Source organism: Polaribacter vadi (genome assembly GCF_001761365.1).
GTDB classification, from domain to species: domain Bacteria; phylum Bacteroidota; class Bacteroidia; order Flavobacteriales; family Flavobacteriaceae; genus Polaribacter; species Polaribacter vadi.
Genome location: NZ_CP017477.1, coordinates 2,087,152 through 2,112,577 on the forward strand (window position 1 = coordinate 2,087,152; position 25,426 = coordinate 2,112,577).

Annotated in this window: 17 protein-coding genes; 1 reads left to right on the forward strand and 16 read right to left on the reverse strand. The window is 31.6% G+C overall.

The features are described 5' to 3' along the window. Nucleotide 1: 1 nt before the first annotated feature. The 9 genes from ruvB to LPB03_RS09320 all read right to left on the reverse strand — a co-directional run bounded on the left by ruvB (nucleotide 2) and on the right by LPB03_RS09320 (nucleotide 12,509). Nucleotides 2-1,024: a Holliday junction branch migration DNA helicase RuvB gene (ruvB, locus tag LPB03_RS09280; protein WP_065317589.1), complete on the reverse strand. Its 1,023-nt coding sequence runs from the start codon at nucleotides 1,022-1,024 to the stop codon at nucleotides 2-4. Between the two features lie 137 nt (nucleotides 1,025-1,161). Next, complete coding sequence (locus LPB03_RS09285; RefSeq protein ID WP_065317588.1) at nucleotides 1,162-2,943, reverse strand: cytochrome c oxidase subunit I; 1,782 nt, start codon at nucleotides 2,941-2,943, stop codon at nucleotides 1,162-1,164. 31 nt (nucleotides 2,944-2,974) lie between these two features. After that, entirely contained in the window at nucleotides 2,975-3,982 is a 1,008-nt protein-coding gene (locus LPB03_RS09290; RefSeq protein ID WP_065317587.1) for a cytochrome c oxidase subunit II, read from the reverse strand. A gap of 36 nt (nucleotides 3,983-4,018) precedes the next feature. Beyond that, nucleotides 4,019-5,464, reverse strand: a complete 1,446-nt coding sequence (locus LPB03_RS09295) for a quinol:cytochrome C oxidoreductase (protein ID WP_065317586.1) — start codon at nucleotides 5,462-5,464, stop codon at nucleotides 4,019-4,021. Between the two features lie 26 nt (nucleotides 5,465-5,490). Continuing rightward, nucleotides 5,491-6,039: a c-type cytochrome gene (locus LPB03_RS09300; protein ID WP_170324168.1), complete on the reverse strand. Its 549-nt coding sequence runs from the start codon at nucleotides 6,037-6,039 to the stop codon at nucleotides 5,491-5,493. 10 nt (nucleotides 6,040-6,049) lie between these two features. After that, entirely contained in the window at nucleotides 6,050-6,577 is a 528-nt protein-coding gene (locus tag LPB03_RS09305) for a DUF3341 domain-containing protein (protein ID WP_065317585.1), read from the reverse strand. Nucleotides 6,578-6,579: 2 nt separating this feature from the next. Continuing rightward, the gene (gene nrfD, locus LPB03_RS09310; protein ID WP_065317584.1) at nucleotides 6,580-8,043 is read right to left on the reverse strand and encodes an NrfD/PsrC family molybdoenzyme membrane anchor subunit; all 1,464 of its coding nucleotides are present in this window, start codon (nucleotides 8,041-8,043) and stop codon (nucleotides 6,580-6,582) included. A gap of 20 nt (nucleotides 8,044-8,063) precedes the next feature. After that, entirely contained in the window at nucleotides 8,064-11,132 is a 3,069-nt protein-coding gene (locus tag LPB03_RS09315) for a TAT-variant-translocated molybdopterin oxidoreductase (RefSeq protein WP_065317583.1), read from the reverse strand. 72 nt (nucleotides 11,133-11,204) lie between these two features. Further along, nucleotides 11,205-12,509, reverse strand: coding sequence for a c-type cytochrome (locus tag LPB03_RS09320; RefSeq protein ID WP_065317582.1), 1,305 nt, complete (start codon nucleotides 12,507-12,509; stop codon nucleotides 11,205-11,207). A gap of 196 nt (nucleotides 12,510-12,705) precedes the next feature. Here LPB03_RS09320 and LPB03_RS09325 point away from each other — a divergent pair, with 196 nt between their 5' ends. Beyond that, a complete protein-coding gene (locus LPB03_RS09325) occupies nucleotides 12,706-13,074 on the forward strand; it encodes an SPOR domain-containing protein (protein ID WP_065317581.1) in 369 nt (122 codons plus the stop codon). Nucleotides 13,075-13,399: 325 nt separating this feature from the next. On the opposite strand, the gene LPB03_RS09330 is transcribed toward LPB03_RS09325, so the two are convergent. From LPB03_RS09330 to ilvD, 7 genes are all read right to left on the reverse strand, one after another. Further along, the gene (locus tag LPB03_RS09330; protein ID WP_170324170.1) at nucleotides 13,400-14,977 is read right to left on the reverse strand and encodes an NADP-dependent glyceraldehyde-3-phosphate dehydrogenase; all 1,578 of its coding nucleotides are present in this window, start codon (nucleotides 14,975-14,977) and stop codon (nucleotides 13,400-13,402) included. Between the two features lie 160 nt (nucleotides 14,978-15,137). Continuing rightward, nucleotides 15,138-17,990 carry a M16 family metallopeptidase gene (locus tag LPB03_RS09335; RefSeq protein WP_065317579.1) on the reverse strand — a complete coding sequence of 951 codons (2,853 nt, stop codon included), beginning with the start codon at nucleotides 17,988-17,990 and terminating at the stop codon, nucleotides 15,138-15,140. Nucleotides 17,991-18,058: 68 nt separating this feature from the next. Then, nucleotides 18,059-19,321: a threonine ammonia-lyase IlvA gene (gene ilvA, locus LPB03_RS09340; protein ID WP_065317704.1), complete on the reverse strand. Its 1,263-nt coding sequence runs from the start codon at nucleotides 19,319-19,321 to the stop codon at nucleotides 18,059-18,061. Nucleotides 19,322-19,397: 76 nt separating this feature from the next. Further along, complete coding sequence (gene ilvC, locus LPB03_RS09345) at nucleotides 19,398-20,873, reverse strand: ketol-acid reductoisomerase (RefSeq protein ID WP_065317578.1); 1,476 nt, start codon at nucleotides 20,871-20,873, stop codon at nucleotides 19,398-19,400. Nucleotides 20,874-20,969: 96 nt separating this feature from the next. Further along, entirely contained in the window at nucleotides 20,970-21,503 is a 534-nt protein-coding gene (gene ilvN / locus LPB03_RS09350; protein WP_065317577.1) for an acetolactate synthase small subunit, read from the reverse strand. Between the two features lie 158 nt (nucleotides 21,504-21,661). Beyond that, nucleotides 21,662-23,395 carry a biosynthetic-type acetolactate synthase large subunit gene (gene ilvB / locus LPB03_RS09355; RefSeq protein ID WP_065317576.1) on the reverse strand — a complete coding sequence of 578 codons (1,734 nt, stop codon included), beginning with the start codon at nucleotides 23,393-23,395 and terminating at the stop codon, nucleotides 21,662-21,664. Between the two features lie 120 nt (nucleotides 23,396-23,515). Continuing rightward, nucleotides 23,516-25,192, reverse strand: coding sequence for a dihydroxy-acid dehydratase (ilvD, locus tag LPB03_RS09360; RefSeq protein WP_065317575.1), 1,677 nt, complete (start codon nucleotides 25,190-25,192; stop codon nucleotides 23,516-23,518). Between the last annotated feature and the right edge of the window lie 234 nt (nucleotides 25,193-25,426).

Below are 25,426 nucleotides of genomic sequence, written 5' to 3' on the forward strand. Positions count from 1 at the left end.
TTTAAAAAAGTTCTCCTTGATTTCTTCCTTTTACTCTTCCTAAATGTGTATAAGCTAATTCTGTAACTTCTCTTCCTCTAGGAGTTCTCATAATAAAACCTTGCTGAATTAAAAAAGGTTCATATACTTCTTCTATAGTTTCTGTATTTTCTGATACTGCAGTTGCAATGGTACTTAAACCTACTGGTCCTCCTTTAAATTTATCAATAATGGTGGCTAAAATTTTATTGTCCATTTCATCTAAACCATGAGCATCAACATTTAAAGCCTTTAAAGCATATTTTGCAATTTCAATACTAATATTTCCATCGCCTTTTATTTGAGCAAAATCTCTTACTCTTCTTAATAAAGCGTTTGCAATTCTTGGAGTTCCTCTACTTCTACCTGCAATTTCTATAGCAGCTTCCATAGAAATAGGAACCCCTAATATATGTGAACTTCTCTGAATAATAGTTGTTAGTAATTCTGTGGTATAATAATGTAATCTACTGCTAATTCCAAAACGAGCTCTCATTGGTGCTGTTAATAAACCAGATCTTGTAGTTGCACCAATTAATGTAAATGGCTCTAAATTGATTTGAACAGTTCTGGCATTTGGACCAGATTCAATCATAATATCAATCTTGTAATCTTCCATTGCAGAATATAAATACTCTTCTACAATTGGGCTTAATCTATGAATTTCATCTATAAATAGCACATCTCTTTCATCAAGATTTGTTAATAATCCTGCAAGATCTCCTGGTTTGTCTAAAACTGGACCTGATGTTACTTTAATGCCAACTTGTAATTCGTTTGCTAAAATATGCGCAAGCGTTGTTTTCCCTAATCCAGGAGGACCATGAAATAAGGTATGATCTAAAGCTTCTCCTCTTTGATTAGCTGCTTCAACAAATATTTTTAGATTATCTATAGCTTGATCTTGACCTGCAAAATCTTCAAAAGAAAGTGGACGTAATTTTTTTTCTACATCTAAATCTTCGTTTGATAAATTCGTATTTTCAGGATTCAAGTTTTCGTTCATACTTACAAAGATAAATGAATTTGTATTTTATACCTATAAGGTTTTAAAAACCTTATATAAAAATATAATTTAAAAATTGATTATGAATGAAAAAGCCTTTCCAATTCGGAAAGGCTTTTTTTATAATTTTAATATGGTTAAGATTCTTCTTCTCCCTCTAAAAGTGGAGTTGTTTGTAATACAAAATCTTGGCCATGTAAATAATCACTATCGTCATCATTTGGATCTACTCTCTTACTATAATCATAAGCCCATCTATGAACCACAGGTAATTTTCCTGGCCAGTTTCCATGTATATGTTCTACTGGAGTTGTCCATTCTAATGTGTTAGATTTCCAAGGATTTTGAGTTGCTTTTTCTCCTCTATAAATTGATATAAAATAATTCGATATAAATATAATTTGAGCTAAACCACCTACTAAAGCAAATATTGTAATCACAATATTTATGTCAGCTAAATCATCGAACATAGGAAAAGCAGTATTCGAATAATATCTTCTTGGTAAACCTGCTAAACCAATAAAATGCATTGGCCAAAATACTCCATACGCACAGACTATTGTAATCCAAAAGTGCCAATAACCTAATGTTTTATTCATCAATCTACCATACATTTTTGGAAACCAATGATAAACACCTGCAAACATACCAAATATTGCAGAAACACCCATTACTAAGTGGAAGTGAGCAACCACAAAATACGTATCATGAATATTAATATCTAATGCAGAATCTCCTAAAACTAGACCTGTTAAACCACCAGTAACAAAGGTAGATACCAAACCAATAGAAAATAACATTGCTGGGTTTAGCTGTAAATTTCCTTTCCATAAAGTAGTAACATAGTTAAATGCTTTTACTGCTGATGGAATTGCAATTAACAACGTAGTAAATGTAAAGACTGAACCTAAAAATGGATTCATACCTGAAATAAACATGTGGTGACCCCAAACAATTGTTGATAAGAATGCAATTGCCATAATTGACATAACCATTGCTCTATATCCAAAAATTGGTTTTCTTGCGTTGGTAGATATAACTTCAGAAGTTATACCTAATGCAGGTAATAATACAATGTACACTTCTGGATGTCCTAAGAACCAGAATAAATGTTCAAATAAGACTGGAGATCCACCTTGATAATGTAAAACTTCTCCAGAAATAAATATATCTGATAAGTAGAAAGATGTTCCAAAACTTCTATCAAAAACTAATAATAAAGCTGCTGATAATAAAACAGGGAAAGAAACAACTCCAATGATTGCTGTAATAAAGAAAGCCCAAATTGTTAATGGCAATCTTGTCATTTTCATTCCTTTAGTTCTTAAATTAAGTACAGTAACAATATAGTTAAGTGCACCAATTAAAGAAGAAGCAATAAAGATTGACATAGAAACCAACCAAAGTGTCATACCAGCTCCTGAACCAGGAATTGCTTGTGGTAAAGCACTTAATGGAGGATAAATCGTCCAACCTGCAGATGCTGGTCCAGCTTCAACAAATAGCGATATAACCATGATTATACTAGATAAAAAGAATAACCAATAAGATATCATATTTAAAAAACCAGAAGCCATATCTCTAGCTCCAATTTGCAAAGGAATTAATAAGTTAGAAAAGGTACCACTTAAACCAGCTGTTAGTACAAAAAATACCATGATTGTACCATGTATGGTTACCAAAGCCAAATATATATCTGGACTCATAATTCCATCTGTTTGATGTCTTCCTAAGAAAGCTTCAACAATAGAAAATGATGTATCTGGCCAAGCTAATTGTAAACGAAATAACATTGACATTAGAACTGCAATAATTCCCATAAACATTCCAGTAATAAGGAATTGTTTAGAAATCATTTTATGATCTTGACTAAAAATATATTTTGTTACAAATGTTTCTTTATGATGATGTTCTGACATAATCTATTTATTTGTAGTGTCTTTTAATGTTTTATTTATTGATAACTGTTGCTAACGTAGGCTGTTCTGCAAGCCATTGGTCGTATTCTTCTTGCTCTACTACTGTAATTTTCATTTGCATACTGTAATGAGAAGTTCCACAAATCTTATTACATAGTAATAGGTAATTAAATTCATATAAGTCTTCGCCATTTGCAGCTCGAACTAAATTTATTCCTTTTGTTTTTGCTTTTACTTCAGGTTGCATTCTCATTTCCTCTGTAGTATATTTTGGCGTAAAACCAAATTCTGTAACCATTCCTGGTACACAATTCATTTGTGCTCTAAAATGCGGCATATAAGCAGAATGCAGTACATCTTGAGAACGGAACTTGAAATGTACTTTCTTCCCTTTTGGTAAATATAATTCAGTTACTTGTTTATCATCTTGAGAATTTTTATCATCCATATTAACACCCATTGTATTAATACCTTCAATAAAATTCACGTTTCCTTGACCTAATGTATTATCATCTCCTGCATATCTTGCATGCCAACCCCATTGATAAGAATATACTTCTATAACAACAGCATCTTCATCATCTAAATCCATAACATTATTCCATTGCCATAAACCATAACCGATTAAAACAACTAAAACAACTGCTGGTATAATAGTCCAAATCATTTCTAATTTATGACTATCTGCATAAAATTTAGCTTTGTTATTTTTATTTCCTTTATACTTAAAAGTAAAATAGAAAATTAAAAATTGCATAAAAAACTGAACAATACCAATTAACCAAAATGTAATATTGAATAATCTGTCATCATGCTCACCTTCAATAGAAGCCGATTCTGGTAACATAATTACATTCATGGCAATTAGACAGTAAATCATTATTCCATAAAAGTAAACTAAGAAATATAGTGAATACTTTCCTTGTTTTGCATTGTCTTCATCGTTAGCAATAACACCTCTAAAATTTAAAATTCTAGTTATCTGCCAAAAACTTACACCTATTGCAACACCTATAAAAATATAAAATAGAGCTAGCATATATATCTTTTCTTTATTATTTAATTCTTAATTTATTTAATGATGACTGTCTGAACCTTCTCCTCTATGTTCAATATTATAATAATGGAAATGTTCACTTTCTTCTAAAAACGGATTCGCTTTTGGTATTGGATTTGCTTTTGCAAATGAACTAAATACAGTAAATATAAATATTCCTATAAAAAACAATAGAGAACTTAATTCTGGAATTCCGAAAAACCATTGACCTCCAACAGTTCCAGGCATAACCATTACAAATATATCTAAATAATGACCTCCTAAAATTACGATTCCTCCAAGAACTACAAACCAAGGAATACTCTTATAATCGCTATTTAAAAGTAACAATATTGGGAAAACAAAATTCATAACAACCATTGCTAAAAACGGTAATTTATATTCATTAAATCTTGCTGCGAAATATGTAGTTTCTTCTGGAATGTTTGCATACCAGATTAACATAAATTGAGCAAACCATAAGTATGTCCAAAATACTGAAAAACCAAACATAAATTTCGCTAAATCATGAATATGACTATCGTTAACTGCTGGTAAAGCTCCTTTTGAACGTAAATAAATAGTTACAAATGCAATTATAGTTAAAGCACTTACTAACAAACTTGCAAGAACATACCAACCAAATAATGTTGAAAACCAGTGAGGGTCTAAGCCCATAATCCAGTCCCAAGACATCATTGATTCTGTAATCATGAAAACAAAAATGAAACCTACAGATACATTATAATTTAATTTATAAGTTTTACCATTATCATTAGCAGTATCTTCTTTAATTGAATTTTTACGGATAAAAAATCTGTAAGCATTCCAAAATGCTAAATAAATAATACTTCTAATTGTCCAACCTGGAATGTTAATCCACCAAGATTTACCATCTACAATTGCATCATAATTTTCACTTGAAGGATCAAATGTACCTTCTGCCATCCATGGAAATAAATGGTTTATATGCATTGCTGATAAAATAACAATAATCAACATAATTACTGATGTTGGTACTAAGTTAGCAGAAATTGCTTCCATCACTCTAAATAAAACTACAGACCAACCTGATTGCGCTACTCTTTGAGATGCGTAAAATGCTAATACCAATAAAGTAGTACCTAAAAAGAAAAATAAAGCTACATAAAAAGCTGACCAAGGTCTATTTTGTAATTGATGTAACACATGCTCTGCATGTGTATCATCATTATGAGCACCATGAGCACTCATTTCCTTATCTATATTAGAATTTGAAGTATGTTCACCAGAAGTACTTTCGTGATTTTCAGTATGAACTTTATCTTGATGCTCTTCTCCATGAGAATCTCCATGATCATTTCCATGAGATGATTGGAGTGCAATAATATCTTTAGCTTCCTGAAGACTAGAAGGTGCTGTAAGGAAACTGTATGCGATTCCTATAACCCCTAATAAAATTAGTGCTAATGAAAATGTTTTTAATTTGCCCGAGAATTGATACATATCTTTCGTATTCTTTCTTAATGTAATTATTTTAATAAGTCTGAACGCAATTGTTCAACATAATGAATAACTTGCCAACGTTCGTTATAAGTTAACTGACTTGAATGAGAACCCATTAAGTTTTTACCATGAATTATTACATGATAAATACTTCCTGCATTAATATCTCTATCTTTATAACTAGGTATTCCTTCAAACTTTTCTGCTTGAGATAAATATCCATTACCATCTCCTTTTTTACCATGACAAGAAATACAGTATATTTCATACATTGCTTTTCCGTTTGATAAATTTTCTTCAGTAGCTTCTATAGGATTTGTTACTTCAGCCTTAGCTTTTTCATAACCTTCTGCTGTATTAGGAATATCATAAGAAGGATGTCCTCCTCTAGGAATAGTTCCTGCAACTGGCTTACTATTTACTGGCTCACCTTTTAAACCTTCAGCATCATCAGTATCATAAGGGATAGAAACATACATATCTGGCATGTACTCAAGTTGAGGCTTTCTTTTATCATTACAAGAAATAAAACTTGCAAAGATTGCTAAACCGATAATTAATTTTAAATTTTTCATTATCTATTTATTAGTGCTTATCTACTACATTAATTTCTACAGCACCTGTTTTAGTTAATAATGTAGTTAATTCATCCACATTATTATGTACAGGAATTTCCATTAAAAAATGGTCATCTGTAGTTCTTGGATCAGGATTTTCAGCTTTTTTAAATGGCCAAATTCTACTTCTCATATAAAAAGTAATTACCATTAAATGGGCTGCAAAAAATACTGTTAATTCAAACATGATTGGTACAAATGCTGGCATGTTTTCAATCCAAGAAAAACTTGGTTTTCCACCAATATCTTGTGGCCAATCTTGAATCATCATATAATTTGTCATCCAAATAGCAAATGCTAAACCTGTAATACCATAAAAGAAAGCTGTAATTGCTAATCTTGTTGGTGCTAAACCCATAGCTTTATCTAAACCATGAACAGGAAATGGACAAAAAACTTCCTCTATGTGATGATGTTCTGCTTTTACAGCTTTCACTGCATCCATCAGAATCTCATCATCATTATAAAATGCGTGAATAACTTTTGATGATTCCATAATTATCCTTTTTTATTTTTATCAGGGTTTACTTCCTTTATTGTTTTATCAACCAAAACGATAGTTGGTTTGGTAGGAATTCCTTGTTCTCTTCTCTTCTTGTAAAATTCACCAGAAGATTTTAATATTGTTTTTACTTCTGCTTGTGCAATTACTGGAAAAGTTCTTGCGTACAATAAGAATAATACAAAGAAAAATCCAATAGTTCCTATAAAGATACCAACATCTACAAACGTTGGCTCAAAACGCCACCAAGTTGATGGTAAGTGACCTTTACTTAATACAATTGCAATAATATCAAAACGTTCGAACCACATACCAATGTTTATAAAGATTGATATTATAAAAGTCCAAATAAAACTTCTTCTAATTTTCTTGAACCACAATAATTGAGGTGTTAAAATATTAAAGAACAATAATGAATAAAATGCCCAAGCATAAGGTCCTGTTGCAGCACCTACTGATAAATATGTGTAATTTTCATAAGGCGAACCTGTGTACCATGCAATAAAAAATTCTGTTGCATAAGCTACAGCTACAATACCACCAGTTAAGATAATTACAATGTTCATATACTCAACGTGCATACGTGTAATATAATCTTCTAAATTGGTAACCTTACGCATAATACCTAATAAGGTTTGTACCATTGCAAAACCAGAGAAAATTGCTCCTGCAACAAAGTAAGGTGGAAATATTGTTGAGTGCCAACCTGGGTTAATAGAGGTAGCAAAATCCATTGATACAATTGTATGTACAGAAAGTACAAGTGGTGTTGCTAAACCTGCTAAAACCAAAGATACTTCTTCAAAACGTTGCCAATCTTTTGCTCTACCTGACCAACCGAAACTTAATAAAGCATATATTTTCTTTTGAAAAGGCTTTACAGCTCTATCACGAATCATTGCAAAATCTGGTAATAAACCTGTCCACCAGAAAACTAACGATACAGATAAATATGTTGAGATTGCAAATACATCCCATAATAATGGTGAGTTAAAGTTTACCCATAAAGAACCAAATTGATTCGGAAGTGGTAAAACCCAAAACGCGTTCCAAGGACGACCCATGTGAATAATTGGGAATAATCCTGCTTGAAAAACGGCAAAAATTGTCATTGCTTCTGCAGAACGGTTTATAGCCATTCTCCATTTTTGACGGAATAATAAAAGTACTGCAGAAATTAAAGTTCCTGCATGACCAATACCTACCCACCAAACAAAGTTAGTAATATCCCAAGCCCAACCAATGTTCTTGTTCAATCCCCAAACTCCAATACCTGTTCCTACAGTGTAAAAGATACATCCAAATCCCCAAAGCATTGCTGCCAAAGAAATATAAAATGCGATGTACCAATTCTTATTTGCTTTCCCTTCTATAGGTTTCGCAATGTCTTCGGTAATATCGTGATAAGTTTTATCACCTAATACTAAAGGTTCCCTTATGGGTGCTTCGTAATGAGACATATTTTATACCTTAAATTTAATTACGCTTCGTTTGTGTTTCTTATTTTAACTTGATAGATTACATTAGGTTTTGTTTGTAAGTAATCTAATACATTATAAGCTCTTTTATCTTCTGCCAAAGCAGCTACTTGATCTTCTTTATTATTAACATCACCAAAAACTAATGCTCCAGTAGTACATGCTGATGAACATGCTGTTTCAAATTCATCTGTATTTACTGGTCTACCTTCTTTTTTCGCTTTTAAAATTGTTGCTTGTGTCATTTGAATACACATAGAACATTTTTCCATAACTCCTCTTCCACGTACAACAACATCTGGATTCAATACCATTTTTCCATACTCGTTATTCATATTGAAATCGAACTCATTATTGTTTGCATATTCAAACCAGTTGAATCTACGAACTCTATATGGACAGTTGTTTGCACAATATCTAGTACCCACACATCTGTTATAAGTCATTTGGTTTTGTCCTTGACGACCATGAGTTGTTGCAGCAACAGGACAAACAGTCTCACAAGGAGCATGATTACAGTGCTGACACATCATTGGTTGAAAAGTAACTTCAGGATTTTCTGCTTCAGTTTCTAAACCTTCATAGGTTTCAGCAATTCCTAAACCTTGTTCTCTTGCATCTTCTCTAGTTTCTACTTCAGAAGAATAATATCTATCAATACGCAACCAGTGCATATCTCTACCAATTCTAACTTCATTTTTACCAACAACAGGAACATTGTTTTCTGCATGACAAGCAACAACACAAGCTCCACAACCTGTACAAGATGTTAAATCTATAGATAAATTAAAGTGATGACCTAACTCTCTGTTATGTTCATCCCAAATATCAATTGTGTTTGCTTCTACTTCTTGATGATCGTAAGAAACATAAGCTGGTTTATTCCAACCATGATGATGATCTTTTGGATCAACATTCTTATATTCTTTAAGAGATGCAACTTTTAAAATATCGTGACGACCTGCAATTGTTTTTTGAACTTGTGTACAAGCAAACTTATGAGTTCCTGATACTTTTTCAACTTTTACATTATACTGAATGTTATTACTTCCTTTATATAAAGGATATGCATTAACACCAACTTGCATTTCTTCTTTTAAACCGAAAGTTCTACCAAAACCAAGTGATAAACCAACAGAGCCTTTTGCTTGTCCTGGTTGTACCATTACTGGAACAGTAACTTCTTTCCCATTAACAGAAACTTTTGCATAATTCCCATTAATAGCACCATTATCTTGAATTGGATTTGAAAAACCTAACTCTTTAGCATCTGCTATAGACATTGTTAAGTAATTATCCCAAGATGTTCTGGTAATTGGGTCAGGGAATTCTTGTAACCAAGGATTGTTCGCTTGTTTACCATCCCCTAAACCAGTTTTTGTATATAAATTTAATTCAAAACCTGATGCTTTTTTAGCCTCACTAGAAAGTTTATTTGCAGCAGTTCCTAAAGAAACAGTGCTTTCAAAAACAACTTCTTCTACATTGCTAACAAGTTCTCTTTTAAAGAAACCATTATGCAAAGCTGTATTCCAAGAACTTCCTCCTAAAACAGTTGAAGTTGCAAAAGTTTTTAAATAATCGTAATAATTAGTTGAATTTCCAGACCATTTTAATAAAATGTCTTGAACTTGACGTGTATCAAATAATGGCTGAATAGTTGGTTGCATTAAACCATACGTTTCAGAATCGAATTGAGTATCTCCCCAAGATTCTAAAAAGTGTGATGTTGGCAATGCATACTCCATTGCATCAACTGTTTCACTGTTTTCTGTTGATAAAGCAACTTTTAAATCTACTTTATTTAATCCTTCAGTAAAATCAGCAACATTTGATAAACTATAAGCAGGGTTTACATTGTAAGAAATTAATCCTCCAACTCTACCAGCTTTCATATCCGAAATTAATTGAGCAACTTCTGCATCATTTCCTTGACGGATATTTAATGTATTGGTTGTATCAACTATTTCACTATTTAATGCTTTATTAATTGCTAAGGTAATTAGTTGCGCATTTACATCATTTATACCTGTTAAAACAACACCTTTTGAACCTGCCTTTTTAAGTTCATTTGCCATTTTCTTAACATCTGCATCAACTGGAGTCGCTTTAGAAGAAACACTTGAACCAGTAATAGCAGCATATAAATTTAATAATGCAAAAACTTGATCAGAAGGTTTTACGACAACTCTTTTATCAGCATTTGCACCAGTTAAAGACATATTGCTTTCAAACTGCACATGGTAAGACATTTTTCCCGTTTTTGGTTGTCTACCCTCTATATATGCTTTTTCAAATCCTCCATGGAAATCTCCCAAAAAGTCAGCACCAAAAGAAACAATTGTTTTTGCTTTATTTAAATGATATTTAGGTAAAACACGTTTACCATACATAGCCATCATTGCATCTGCAGCACCAGATTCTGAAACTGCGTCATAAACTACATGTTTTGTATTTGGATAAGCAGCAATAAATTCCTCAACAATCTTACTTGTTGAAAGACTTGCCAATGTTCCTGTTAATAAAACAACAGGTTTACCAGCTGCATTTAGAGAATTTAATTTCGCTCCAATTTCTTTATCAGCATCGTTCCAAGAAATTGATTCTCCAGCTTTCGTTGGATTTTTTAAACGTAATTTTTCGTCATATAAAGATAAAACAGCAGCTTGAACTCTTGCACTTGTAGTTCCATTAGCCTCTTTATTTGGCATGATTTGAATTGGACGACCTTCTCTTGTTTTTACTAAAACATTTGCAAAATCATAACCATCTGCCATAGAAGTTGCGTACCAATCTGCAACACCTGCAATAATATCATTTGGTTTTACTACATAAGGAATAGACTTTCTTACTGGTCCTTCACAGGCAGCCAAAGAAGCTGCAGCAGTAGTAAAGCCAACATATTTTAAGAAATCTCTACGTGAGGTAGATGATTTCTCTAATGTTTCTTTATCACCTAAAAACTGATCTGTAGGAATTGCTTCCACAAACTCATTTTTACTTAACGTTTCAACAATAGAACTATCTTTTAGTTCCTCAACACTTTTCCAGTATTTTTTGTTTGAAGCCATTTACTTTATTGTTATTAGTTGTTAGTTGTTAGTTTTAATCTACACTAAAACAAAACTATCTTTCTTCTTTAATTAATAGTGACATTTACCACACTCTAAACCACCAAGTTGCGCAATTGTAACTTGTTCAATACCATATTTCTGAGCTAATTCTTTATGAATTTTTTCATAATATCCATTATCTCTTAAATTCACATCTGTTTCTCTATGACAATTAATACACCAACCCATTGTTAATGGTGAGAACTGACGCATTTCATCAAACTCCTCTACAGGACCATGACATTTTTGACAAGCCACACCACCAGCAGTTACGTGTTGTGAATGATTGAAATATGCAAAATCTGGCAGGTTATGAATTCTAACCCATTTAACCGGCTTTTCTTCTCCTGTATATTCTAATGCTTCTGGATCCCAACCTGAAGCTTCGTAAATTTTAGCAATCTCTTTATCTAACTCAGCCTTACCATAAGTAACTCCATCCCACTCAACTTCAGTTCCTTCTGCAACTTCAGCAATATTCATGTGACAGTTCATACAAACATTTACAGACGGAATTCCTGAGTGTTTACTGTGCTTTGCAGATGAATGACAATATTGACATTCAATCTTATTTTCTCCAGCATGAATTTTATGAGAAAAAGCAATTGGCTGCAAAGGCATATACCCTTCATTAACACCAACTTTAAATAAAGTTCCAAAAACGATATAAGCCCCCATTAATAAAACAAAAATAGTAGTCACTACATGCAAAAAAGTATTTCCTTTAACACCTTCCCAGAGTTCATGTAAATCTCTTTTTAAGTTAGATTTAGATTCTGGACTTGTATTTCCTTTTAATTCATTTACTTGTTTCAATAAACTAGCAATCATTAAAAAAGCAACAACTATTGCACCTGCTAAAAGATAAATAATCCACTGAGGAGAATTTCCTTGACCACCTTCACCTTCAGTTCCATTAATTCCAACAACTGGAGTTTTAACTGGATCACCAACAGTAGTGTAGTATAAAATATCATTTATTTGATTATCGCTTAATTGAGGAAAAGCAGACATTACAGCACCATTATATTCATCATGAATAGCAATTGCATCTCTATCTCCAGAAGCTCTTAATTCTGCATTATTCTTAATCCAAGCTAATAACCATGAATTCTCTCTTCTTTCCTCTACTTTCCCTAAAGCTGGCCCAACTAATTTTCTATCTAATTTGTGGCATGAAGCACAAAGAGATTTATACAATTTTCGACCTTCACTTTGACGAGCTGCATCAACATCTTGGGAATAAGAAGATAAACTTATTGTAAAAAACAGCACCATTACAAAACCCTTATAAAGAGTTTTTTTTAGTTGGCTGCGTAATGCTACACTTTTCATATTTACAAACTATTTTTAGTATCGTGTATAAAATAGCTCAAAAAAACGCTTTTTGAACAGTCAGGCAAAAGTACTATATATTACCAAATTTTGGAAAAGGAAAGGAATTATAAATATCAATTTATAATAATTCTAAATAACATGTTTTCTCAATATATTCTATTTATAGACGTTACTTTTGTACAAATATTTTTTTATGAAACAGAAGACATTTTTAAATTTTATTTTACTTGTTATATTCCTAGGAACTAGTGCAATATATTCTCAAAACAGAACAAACACAAGTAACGAAGTTAAAAACTTGATCGATAAAAAAAGATCTTTTAACAAGCAATATGGCTATGGTTACCGAGTACAAATTTATTATGGAGAAGAAACTAAAGCTAGAAGTATAGAAAATAAATTCAAAATTAATTTCCCAAACGTGTACACAAAACTTGATTATGATCAACCTTATTGGAAAGTTCAAGTTGGTAATTATAAAACAAAATTAGAGGCAGATAAAGCAGTTATAAATTTCTCAGAAAAGTTTTCTGGTCTGATTGTAATCCCCTTAGGAAAATAATTTTACACGTTTAATTCTCTATATAAAACACTTTATCTTTATCTGTGATTTGTTTTATTAATTTACAAAGATTACCTACTGCAACAGCATAGAGAAATTTTATAAAATTCAGCTATATAACTTATAGTTGTAGCTAAAAGGAGATTCTTTTAAAAAAAAATCTAGGTTTTTTTATTTTCTTTGGATGATTTTCTTTGAATTCAAAAAAAATACTTTCTCTTACATCATTTTCTTAAACTAAAAACCTACAAGATTTTAGATACTGAAACAATTTCAGCACTAAAACCTTGCAGGTAATATTTTTAAATTGATTAAGTTTTTATGCTTACAAAATATAATCTGTACTTATAAAATTAGATGCCTTTTTATCTAATAATTCTTGTAAAATAGCATTATTGTATGGTGTATCTTTAGCTGCTACAAAGGTTCTTATTGAAAAAGAACGCAAAGCATCATGAACACTTAATGTTGCTACTGCAGAATCTTTTCTACCTGTAAAAGGATATACATCTGGGCCTCTTTGTGCAGCACTATTTAAGTTTACTCTACAAACCAAATTCACTAAAGTATCAATTAAAGGCGCTAACGTTTTTACTTCGCTTCCAAAAACACTTACTTGTTGTCCGTAATTAGATGCAGCCATATCATCCAAAGGTTCTTGGATGTTTTTAAATGAAACGATTGGAGTAACTGGTCCAAATTGTTCTTCTTCAAAAACTCTAGAATCTTTAGAAACAGGATATAATACTGCTGGAAAAATATAATTTTCAGTAGTTTGCCCTCCTTTTTTATTGATAATTTCTGCTCCTTTTTCAACAGCATCATCAATTAATTCTTGAATATATGCTGGTTTACCTGGTTCTGGTAAAGGCGTTAATTTTACACCTTCTTCCCAAGGGTTACCAAACTTTAAACCATCTACTTTTGCAGCAAAACGTTTATTGAATTCATCTACAATATGTTCGTGAACATATAATATTTTTAAAGCTGTACATCTTTGTCCGTTAAAAGAAGTAGCTCCAGAAATACATTCATCAATTGCCAAATCTAAATCTGCATCTGGTAAAACAATTCCTGGGTTTTTAGCTTCTAACCCTAAAACCAAACGCAATCTATTTTTCTGTGGATGATTTGCCTGAATCGCATTTGCTGATTTGCTATTTCCAATCAATGCTAAAACATCAACCAAACCAGTTTTCATAATTGGTGTTGCTAATGTTCTTCCTCTTCCATAAATAATATTTACAACGCCTGCAGGAAAACTACTTTGAAAAGCTTCTAATAAAGGTGATAATAATAAAACTCCATGTTTTGCAGGTTTAAAAACAGTTGTATTTCCCATAATTATAGCAGGAATTAACAATGCAAAAGTTTCATTTAAAGGATAATTATAAGGACCTAAACATAAAACTACTCCTAAAGGTCCTCTTCTAATATGTGCATGAACTCCGCTGTTTTTTTCAAACTTGGCAGAATCTCTATCCATTTGCTTGTAATCTTCAATCGTATCGTAAATATATTCTACAGTTCTATCGAATTCTTTTTGCGAATCTGGTAACGTTTTACCAATTTCCCACATCAATAATTTTACAATTTCTTCTCTTTTGGTTTTCATCTGAATTACAAACTTTTCCATCGCTGCAATTCTGCCCTCTACTTTCATAGTTGGCCATAAACCCTGACCTCTATCATAGGCTTTTACAGCTGCATTTAAAGCATCTATTGCTTCATCTCCAGTTAAGTTTGGTACAGAACCTAATAAGGTTGGTTTGTATTCTTTAGTTGATGAAATTGTAGAATACACTTCAGCATTTTCACCTTTCCATTCTTTTAATTCGCCACCAACCAAATAAGTATTTTGATTTACAAGTGACGTGATTTTAAATTCGTTTGGAATTTCCATTGATAAATTGATTAAATTATAGACCATAAATTTACGGAAAATTGATGTGTTTGTTAGTACCTTTTTAAAATAAAAAAAGTGCGACGTAAATCGCACTTTTTAAGAACTTGTTCTTTATATAATTAAGCTCGAAAGCGAAAATTATCGAATTAAAAAGAATCTATAATTTTACTTTTTCGGTTTTAATTTCATTTCCATCTTTATCCATCAAAATTACCTCATCAAAACCTAATTCTTTTAATTTTTTAAACTGAGTGGCTGCATCACCAACTACTAAATAACCCATTTTTTTAGCATCTAAATATTTGTTTGCTAATTCCTTATGACGCTCTAGAGTCATTTCTCTTACAATTTTTTCTTCATCTGCAATGTAGCTTTTAGACATATCATAATTACTGATGTCTTGCAACATTCCTAAAAGTGCATATTGAGATTCGAAACGTCTTGCATTCGATTTTATCAATGCATTTTTAGTAAATTGTAAATCTTCATCTGAAATACCTTCTTTATATTTTTCAATTTCTTCTTTAAAAATACTTACAGATTCTGCAGTTGTATTTGTTCTTACACTTGATGATGCAGAGAATGTTCCAGGAATTTTAGAACCGCTAAAACCTGTTCTTGCTCCATAAGTATATCCTTTTTCTTCTCTTAAAATTAAATTTACATTTCCAGAAAAAGAGCCTCCTAATTTATAATTCATTACTGTTGCAGGAAAATAATCTGGATCTGTTTTTGCCATTGATAAATAACCAATATTAATTACAGATTGTTTTGAATCTGGAATATCAACAAAATATAAAGACGATTTATCTCTATCTGTATTTAAAGTATACGTTGGAATTGTAACTTCTTTACTCTTCCAGTTTTCCTCTAAACTTGATAAAACCTCTACTACTTTATCTTTCTTAATATTACCAACAATATGAAATTTTGCAACTGATGGTGAGAAGTTTTTTGTATAAAAATCTTTTAAATCTTGCATGGTAATCGAATCTACAGATGCAGCAGTTCCACTTGCTGGATATGCAAAAATATGATCTTTACCATATAAAATTTTGTTAGAAATATTATTTGCAACCACATTTGGATTTGCAGAAGAACGATTAATGCCATTAATCGTGCTCGTTTTAATTCTCGCTAATTCTTCTTCATCCCATCTTGGGTTCAATAAAATTTCTTCAACCAATTTCATGGTTGCATCAAAATTACGAACCAATGTATTTCCACTAATTGTAATTGCTTCATCACCAGTATACATTCTAATAGAAGCCCCTAACATTTCTATTTCTTCTTCTAATTGCTCTGGAGTTTTGGTGGCAGTTCCTTCCATCAAAATATCAGTCATTAAATTTGCAACACCATTTTTATTGATATCATCTAATAAATGCCCACCATCTAAAACAATACTAAAGTTTACAATTGGCAATTCAGTTTGCTCAATTCCTAAAACTTTCATGTCGTTATCTAAAGTAACAGCCCAAGATTCTGGGATGTTTAATTTTGGAGATTCGCCTATTTCTGGAGCCTTAGATCTATCAAAATTCGATTCAGTTTTTACAACTTCATCATTTCTTTCTTCGATTTTTACTTCTACATTTTCTTTAATTTCTTCTTCTACAATATTTGCTTTCGTAGAGTTTTCCGCAATTAAATCTAAACTTCCTTTAGGAACAAAACTTGTAATTACATAAGGTTTATCCTTTAAATACGTGTTGTAAACACGCATCACATCTTCTTTTGTTACTTTTTTAATATTCTCTATATCTTGAGTGATAAAAGCAGGATCTCCAGTAAAAACATTATACCTCGCTAACTGAAAAGATTTTCCTAAAACACTGCTAATTGAATTGTAAAAACCAGTTTCTAAACTCGCTTTAATACGTTCTACATCTTTTTCTGAAACACCTTCTTCTTCAAATTTTTGAAAAGATTCCATAATTGCAGTTTCTACATCTGCTAAGTTTTTACCAGTATTTGCAGTAACAACTACATGAAATTCTCCAGCCAATTCTTGTGAATTATTATAAGCAGAAACTCTTGAAGTTAATTCTTTTTCTTTAACCAACACTTTATACATTGGCGCTTTTTTTCCATCTGATAATACTTGTGCTAAAAAATCTAACGCATACGCATCTTCTGTATATTGCTCTAAAGTTGGCCAAACCATGTACAATTGTGGTGCTCTTGCAAAATTATCTTCATGATACAACCTTTTCGTTTCAGCTAACGAAACTCTCTGTGGTTCTAAAGGCGCAACTTCTTGACGCTTTTTAATTTCACCAAAATATTTTTCGACCAATGCTTTTGCATCTTCTTTTTCAAAATCTCCTGCAAGTACTAAAGTTGCATTATTGGGTCCATAATATTTATCATAAAATTCTTTTACATCTTCTACAGTAGCACTTTGTAAATCTACCAATTCTCCAATAACTTGCCAGTTATATGGATGATCTTCTGGATAAATTGCTTTGTCTAAAACCCAACTTGTATGTCCATAAGGATTGTTATCAACTCGTTGTCTTTTTTCATTCTGAACAACTTCTTGCTGATTATAAAAAGCAGCTTCTGTAACTGTGTTTATTAAAAAACCCATTCTGTCGCTTTCTAACCACATTACAGTTTCTAATGCATTTTTAGGAACAACTTCGTAATAAATAGTTCCATCTTTCCAAGTTCCACCATTTAAAGTTCCTCCTAAATCTTGAATTGTTTTAAAAAATTGATCTTGAGGAACATTTTCTGATTCTTGAAACAACATGTGTTCAAACAAGTGTGCAAAACCAGTTCTACCAGTTTTTTCTCTATTGGAACCCACTCCATATTGAATTGCCACAGACACAATTGGATCTGATTTATCTTGATGTAAAACAACTTGCAAGCCGTTTTCTAATTCATATTTTTCAAACTCTACAGAAAGTTTATCCTCTTTAACTTCCTTTTTACAAGAATTAAATCCTAAGAAAAGTAACAAGGCAACTACTGAAAATAAATTAAATTTTAGTTTTTTCATTTGGCGAATTATTTAGTTAAACATTTGATAAAGATATATATAAAATCATATATCATTATAAATTTTAACTAAACTAAAAAATCAAACAGTTCTGGTTTGTCATTTAAATAGACACCAAAAAAGTTTCTTTCCTTCATTTTAATAATTAAAGGTGCTAAATCTGCAGATGACTTTAACTCCAAACCAACAACTGCAGAACCATTTACTCTGTTGCTTTTTTTGGTATATTCAAAATGTGTAATATCATCATTTGGCCCTAAAATTTCTGCAACAAATTCTTTTAAAGCTCCTGCTCTTTGTGGAAATTTAATAATAAAGTAGTGTTTTAAGTTTGCATACAATAAGGCACGTTCTTTAATTTCTGCAGTTCTTGTAATATCATTATTGCTTCCACTCACAATACAAACTACGTTTTTTCCTTTTATTTCATCAGCAAAAAAATCTAAAGCAGCAATACTTAAAGCGCCTGCAGGTTCTACAACAATGGCATCTTTATTATATAAATCTAAAATTGTTTGGCAAATTTTACCTTCAGGAACTGTAATTACTTTCGTTAAGTTTTGCTGGCAAATAGCAAAATTTAAATCACCAACTTTTTTTACTGCAGCTCCATCTACAAAGGAATCTATGGTATCTAAACTTGTGTTTTTTTTATTTTTGAAAGATGTTAGCATAGAAGGTGCTCCTTCTGGCTCAACTCCAATAATTTTTGTTTCTGGTGATAAATATTTAAAAACGGATGACAATCCTGCTGATAATCCTCCTCCTCCAATAGGAACAAAAACGTAATCTATTTTTTCGTTAGTTTGATCCAATATTTCTAAACCAACTGTTGCTTGCCCTTCAATTACTTTTTTATCATTAAAAGGATGAATAAACGTTTTGTTTTTTAAATCGCATTCTAACTTTGATGCATTAAAAGCATCATCAAAAGTATCGCCTTGAATTATTACATCAATAAAATCTTCACCAAACATTTTTACTTGGTTTATTTTTTGATTTGGAGTTGGTGAAGGCATAAAAATTGTTCCTTTTATCTGCAATAATTTACAAGATAAAGCAACACCTTGTGCATGATTCCCAGCACTTGCACAAACAATACCTCGTTGTTTTTCATCCGAAGTTAAAGAAGACATTTTATTATAGGCTCCTCTAATTTTATAAGAACGAACTACTTGCAAATCTTCTCTTTTAAACAGAATGTTAGCATCAAATTGCTTAGAAAGATTATTATTTTTATTTAAGGGTGTTTTATAAGCAACACCTTCTAAATTCTTGGCAGCTTGTTTTATAGTTTCTAAACTTGGGAAATAAATTGGTTCTGTTTGCATCATTCAAATGTAAAAAAGAAACCTGTCAAAATTTAGCAGTTTGACAGGTTTATTGTAAAAATTGGGGGAAATTTATTTAAGCGGATTTTATAACTTTCATTGCTGTCATTGAAGCTCTTAATTTTGCGCCTACTTTTTCTACAGGATGATTTCTAATAATGGCATTAATTCTAATTAATTCTTGATTATCAACATCATTAGAATCTGAAAATTTTTGACCAATTACATTGGTAGAAACTGTTTTCATAAAATCAGTTAATAAAGGTTTACAAGCATGATCGAATAAATAACAACCATATTCTGCTGTATCAGAAATTACACGATTCATTTCATATAACTTTTTACGAGCAATTGTATTTGCAATTAATGGAGTTTCATGTAGAGATTCGTAATATGCAGAAGCATCTATAATTCCAGATTCTGTCATTGCTTCAAAAGCCAATTCTACACCAGCTCTTACAAAAGCAACTAACAAAGTTCCATGATCAAAATATTCTTGTTCAGAAATTTCTTGACTCGTAACTTCTTGTTTTTCGAAAGCAGTATTTCCTGTTGCTTCTCTCCAAGTTAATAAGTTTTTATCATCATTTGCCCAATCTTCCATCATTGTTTTAGAGAAATGACCAGTCATAATATCATCCATATGTTTTTGAAATAATGGACGCATAATGTCTTTTAATTCTTCTGATAATCTGAATGCTTCCACTTTTGCAGGATTAGACAATCTGTCCATCATGTTTGTGATTCCTCCGTGTTTTAAAGCTTCAGTAGTAGTTTCCCAACCATATTGAATTAATTTTGCTGCATAACCAGCATCAATTCCTTCTGCAACCATTTTATCAAAAGATAAAATTGCACCTGTTTGTAACAAACCACATAAAATAGTTTGTTCACCCATTAAATCAGATTTTACTTCTGCCACAAAAGAGGATGCTAAAACACCAGCTCTATGACCTCCTGTTGCAACTGCATATGCTTTTGCTTGATCCCAACCTTTGTTTTCTGGATCGTTTTCTGGATGCACAGCAATTAAAGTTGGCACTCCAAATCCTCTTTTATATTCTTCACGAACTTCTGAACCTGGACATTTTGGAGCGACCATAATTACAGTTAAGTCTTCACGAATTTGCATGCCTTCTTCCACAATATTAAAACCATGAGAATACGATAATGTTGCCCCTTTTTTCATTAAAGGCATTACAGTTTTCACAACATTTGTATGTTGTTTATCTGGAGTTAGGTTGATCACCAAATCTGCAGTTGGCAACAATTCTTCATAAGTACCAACTGTAAAACCGTTAGAACTTGCATTTTTAAAAGAATCTCTTTTTTGGTCGATTGCTGCTTGACGTAAAGCATAAGAAATTTCTAAACCAGAATCTCTCATGTTTAAACCTTGGTTTAAGCCTTGAGCTCCACAACCCACAATAACAATTTTCTTCCCTTTTAATGCGTTTATTCCGTCTTCAAATTCTGAAGCGTCCATAAATCTACATTTTCCTAATTGTTCTAACTTTTCTCTTAATGTTAATGTGTTGAAATAATTTGACATTTTTTTATTTTTGTTTGATGTAAAAGATTTTGGAATAGAGAAAACAGAAATAAGCTTAGTTTATTTGCTGTTATCTCTCTTCTTTATACTATTTTTTTAGTTATTGTATGTTTCTAATAATGATGAAATTTTCATTTCTTCTTTGGTAATTGCAATTAAGCCTGATCTAGTATATTGCATAATTCCGAAGACACTTAATTTATCGTATAAAATTTTTATTTCTTCTTTTTTGCCTGATTTTTCCAGCACAAAAAACTCTTTATTTACAGTAACAATTCTTGCATTACTTTCTTTAATGATATTCTGAATTTGGCGTTCTTCGAATAATAATTCAGATTTAATTTTAAACAGACCAGAAATTTGATAAATAATATCATCTAAACTATGATAGTAGGCTTTGATTACCTCAACTTGCTTTTCTATCTGACCAATAATTTTCTTGATGTTTACCTCATTCATATTTACAACAACTGTAAATTTCGAAACACCTTCAATTTCTGATGGAGACGTGTTTAAACTCTCTATATTGATATGTCTTCTTTGGAAAATTGCTGAAATTCGGTTCAACAATCCAATATTATTTTCAGTATAAATAGATACTGCATATAATTGTTCTTTTTCTGTACTCATACTTTAATTCAAGGTTTAAAGTTTAAAGTTTCAAAGTTGAGTTCTAAATGATCCAATCTTTGTTCTTTTAATCTTGATTCTCTATGTTTTCTTCTATATTCTTTTTTTTACCTAGTAACTTTCCAACTTCATACTTCATACTTCCAGCTTCCAACTTCTTACTCCAATCGAATATCTGAAACACTTGCTCCAGAAGGAACCATTGGAAAAACATTGCCTTCTTTTTCTACACAAACTTCTAAAAAGTAAGCTTCTTTACTTTCCATCATTTCTTTAACAGCATCTGCTAATTCCTCTCTTTTTGTAACTTTTTTTGCTTTGATATAATATCCTTCTGCAATTGCTACAAAATTTGGGTTTATCATTTCTGTGGATGCATAGCGTTTGTCGAAAAATAACTGTTGCCATTGACGAACCATTCCTAAAAACTCGTTATTTAAAACCACGATTTTTACAGCTGCTTTTTGCTGAAAAATAGTTCCTAATTCTTGAATGGTCATTTGATAGCCTCCATCACCAGAAATAGAAACAACTTCACGTTCTGGAGCTGCCATTTTTGCACCAATTGCTGCTGGCAAACCAAAACCCATGGTACCTAAACCACCAGAAGTAATATTACTTTTAGTTTTGTTGAAATCTGCATATCTACAAGCAATCATTTGATGCTGACCAACATCTGTTACAATTGCAGCTTCACCTTTACTTTGAATATTAATTTGATGAATTACTTCACCCATTGTTAACCCTTCTTTGGTTGGATGAATATCATTTTTAATTACTTTGTTATATTCAATTTCGTATAAATTTTTAAATTCTTGATGCCAATCTGTGTGTGAATTTGCATTTAATAATGGTAAAAGAGCTCCTAAAGTTGCTTTTGCATCACCCAAAACTGCAACATCTGTTTTTACATTTTTATCTATTTCTGCAGGATCAATTTCAAAATGAATAACTTTTGCTTGTTTTGCATATTTGTTTAAATCGCCTGTAACTCTATCGTCAAAACGCATTCCAATAGCAATTAAAACATCACATTCGTTGGTTAATTTATTAGGAGCATAATTTCCATGCATTCCTAACATTCCCACATTTAATGGATGAGTAGTTGGTATTGCTGAAGCTCCTAAAATTGTCCAAGCTGCAGGAATTCCTGCTTTTTCAACAACTGCAATTAGTTCTTTTTCGGCTTCACTTAAAATAACTCCTTGTCCCCAAATTATAAACGGCTTTTTTGCTTCGTTGATAATTTTTGCAGCAGCTTCTAGAGTACCTTCTACTGTTTTCGGAATTGGAAAATAACTTCTAACTTTCGTACACTTTTCATATACAAAATCGAATTCCTCAAACTGTGCATCTTTTGTAATATCTACTAAAACAGGTCCTGGTCTTCCACTTTTTGCTATGTAAAATGCTTTTGCTAAAGCTGCAGGAATATCTGCTGCTTTTGTAACTTGACAATTCCATTTTGTAACAGGTGTAGAAATACCAACAATATCGGTTTCTTGAAAAGCATCACTTCCTAATAAATGAGAAGGTACTTGACCAGTAATACAAACCATTGGTGTAGAATCTATTTGTGCATCTGCAATACCAGTAATTAAATTGGTTGCACCTGGACCAGAAGTTGCAATTGCAACTCCAACTTTACCAGAAATTCTAGCAAAACCTTGTGCAGAATGTGTTGCACCTTGCTCATGCCTCGTTAAAACATGATGAATTTTATCTTGATATTTGTACAATTCATCATAAACAGGCATAATTGCGCCTCCTGGATAACCGTAAATTATCTTTACATCTTCTGCAATTAAACATCTAACAATTGCTTCGCTCCCAGAAATTCTTTCTGTAACTTTTTTAGCAGTTTCTGTGTTTGTTATGGTTTGAGTTTCCATATTTTCTTTTTTGAGATGAAAGAATAAAGAAAATAGAACAAAGACTTTATCATCTTGTTTCTCTCTCTTTTTTCTTATATATTGTTTCTTGTCTCTTTTAAATGTTGATTCAATTCTAGTCTACAAATCAGTAACACATCCTTTAGATGCTGATGCTACGGTTTTTGCGTATTTGTATAAAATTCCTTTTGTATGTTTTAAAGCAGGTGCAACCCATTTCGATTTTCTTTCTGCAATTTCTTCATCAGAAAGTAAAACGTTTATAGAATTATCTTCTGCACTAATTCTAATTTTATCACCTGTTTTTAAAATTCCAATAGTCCCTCCAGATTGTGCTTCTGGTGTAATATGCCCAACTACAAAACCATGTGTTCCTCCAGAAAAACGACCATCTGTAATTAAAGCAACAGATTTTCCTAAACCTGCTCCCATAATTAACGAAGTTGGTTTTAACATTTCCGGCATTCCTGGACCACCTTTTGGCCCAACATATCGAATGACGACTACATCTCCTCTTTCTACTTCTCCGTTCGAAATTCCTGTATTGGCAGCTTGTTCACCATCGTAAACCACAGCTTTTCCTTCAAAAAGTAACCCTTCGTTTCCAGAAATTTTTGCAACAGCTCCTTCTTCTGCAAGGTTTCCATAAATAATTTGAATATTTCCTGAAGATTTTAATGCTTTATCTTTAGGATAAATTACATCTTGATCTTCAAACTCCATTGCCTCAACATCTGCTAAATTCTCTGCTAAAGTTTTACCAGTAACAGTCATGCAATCTCCATGTAAATACCCTTCTTGTAATAAATATTTCATAATTGCAGGTGTACCACCAACTCCATGAACATCTTCCATTAAGTATTTTCCTGATGGTTTTAAATCTGCAATTAATGGAGTTCTGTCTGAAACTTTTTGAAAATCTGCTAAAGTAAATTCAATATCAGCAGCATGTGCTATTGCTAAAAAATGTAAAACTGCATTTGTAGAACCTCCTAAAGCATTTACAATTGCAATTGCATTTTCTAACGCTTTTTTAGAAATAATATCTAAAGGTTTTAAATCTAATTCTAATAAATTTTTAATTGCCAAAGCTGTTCTTTCTGCTTCCGATAATTTATTAGGATTTTCTGCAGGAATAGACGAATTGTAAGGCAATGCAAACCCCATACATTCTATAGCAGAAGCCATTGTGTTTGCAGTATACATTCCTCCACAAGCACCTGCTCCTGGAATTGCTCTTTTTATAATTTCTCTATATTCGTCTTCTTCAATTTCGCCAGCAACTTTTTGTCCTAAAGCTTCAAAAGCAGAGACAATATTTAATTTTTTTCCTTTATAATTTCCTGATGCAATTGTTCCTCCATACATCATTATTGATGGACGATTTAAACGCAACATTGCAATAACTGCTCCTGGCATATTTTTATCACAACCAACTACAGAGACTAGAGCATCATAACTTTGAGCATTCATTACAGTTTCTATAGAATCTGCAATAATATCTCTAGATGCTAATGAATAATTCATACCAGAAGTTCCCATAGAAATTCCGTCTGAAACACCAATTGTATTAAAACCTAAACCAACTAAACCAGCAATTTTGCTTTCCACTTTAACTTCTGCAGCCAAATTGTTTAAGTGCATGTTACATGGATTACCATCATAACCTGTACTTGCAATACCAACTTGTGCTTTGCTCATATCTTCATCAGACAAACCTACTGCATACAACATTGCTTGAGATGCTGGCTGTGATTCATCTTGTGTTAATCTTTTGCTGTGTTTATTTAATTCCATTTATTGTTTTATTCAATTCTTTGACTAAATTATTGTATTTCTGTGGTTTTGTTGCGTAAAATGCAACAGCATTCTTTAAATTCAGGTATTTAAAAACAATGTTAAAAAACTGTCTACCAATGCTTTAAATACATTTTAATATGATATTCAATACTTAAAATAAATTCATAAAAAAACCTTCCATTTTATTGGAAGGTTCTATTATAAAAAATTATAAATATCACTTTCCTATCA

Coding starts and splice junctions, on each gene's coding strand:
- LPB03_RS09285 (WP_065317588.1), bottom strand. CDS start 2,943: ATGTCAGAACATCATCATAAAGAAACATTTGTAACAAAATATATTTTT.
- LPB03_RS09330 (WP_170324170.1), bottom strand. CDS start 14,977: ATGGAAATTCCAAACGAATTTAAAATCACGTCACTTGTAAATCAAAAT.
- LPB03_RS09290 (WP_065317587.1), bottom strand. CDS start 3,982: ATGCTAGCTCTATTTTATATTTTTATAGGTGTTGCAATAGGTGTAAGT.
- ilvN (WP_065317577.1), bottom strand. CDS start 21,503: ATGAGTACAGAAAAAGAACAATTATATGCAGTATCTATTTATACTGAA.
- LPB03_RS09300 (WP_170324168.1), bottom strand. CDS start 6,039: ATGAAAAATTTAAAATTAATTATCGGTTTAGCAATCTTTGCAAGTTTT.
- ilvC (WP_065317578.1), bottom strand. CDS start 20,873: ATGTCAAATTATTTCAACACATTAACATTAAGAGAAAAGTTAGAACAA.
- ilvB (WP_065317576.1), bottom strand. CDS start 23,395: ATGGAAACTCAAACCATAACAAACACAGAAACTGCTAAAAAAGTTACA.
- ilvA (WP_065317704.1), bottom strand. CDS start 19,321: ATGCAAACAGAACCAATTTATTTCCCAAGTTTAGAAACTATAAAACAA.
- ilvD (WP_065317575.1), bottom strand. CDS start 25,192: ATGGAATTAAATAAACACAGCAAAAGATTAACACAAGATGAATCACAG.
- LPB03_RS09325 (WP_065317581.1), top strand. CDS start 12,706: ATGAAACAGAAGACATTTTTAAATTTTATTTTACTTGTTATATTCCTA.
- ruvB (WP_065317589.1), bottom strand. CDS start 1,024: ATGAACGAAAACTTGAATCCTGAAAATACGAATTTATCAAACGAAGAT.
- LPB03_RS09320 (WP_065317582.1), bottom strand. CDS start 12,509: ATGAAAAGTGTAGCATTACGCAGCCAACTAAAAAAAACTCTTTATAAG.
- LPB03_RS09335 (WP_065317579.1), bottom strand. CDS start 17,990: ATGAAAAAACTAAAATTTAATTTATTTTCAGTAGTTGCCTTGTTACTT.
- nrfD (WP_065317584.1), bottom strand. CDS start 8,043: ATGTCTCATTACGAAGCACCCATAAGGGAACCTTTAGTATTAGGTGAT.
- LPB03_RS09305 (WP_065317585.1), bottom strand. CDS start 6,577: ATGGAATCATCAAAAGTTATTCACGCATTTTATAATGATGATGAGATT.
- LPB03_RS09295 (WP_065317586.1), bottom strand. CDS start 5,464: ATGTATCAATTCTCGGGCAAATTAAAAACATTTTCATTAGCACTAATT.
- LPB03_RS09315 (WP_065317583.1), bottom strand. CDS start 11,132: ATGGCTTCAAACAAAAAATACTGGAAAAGTGTTGAGGAACTAAAAGAT.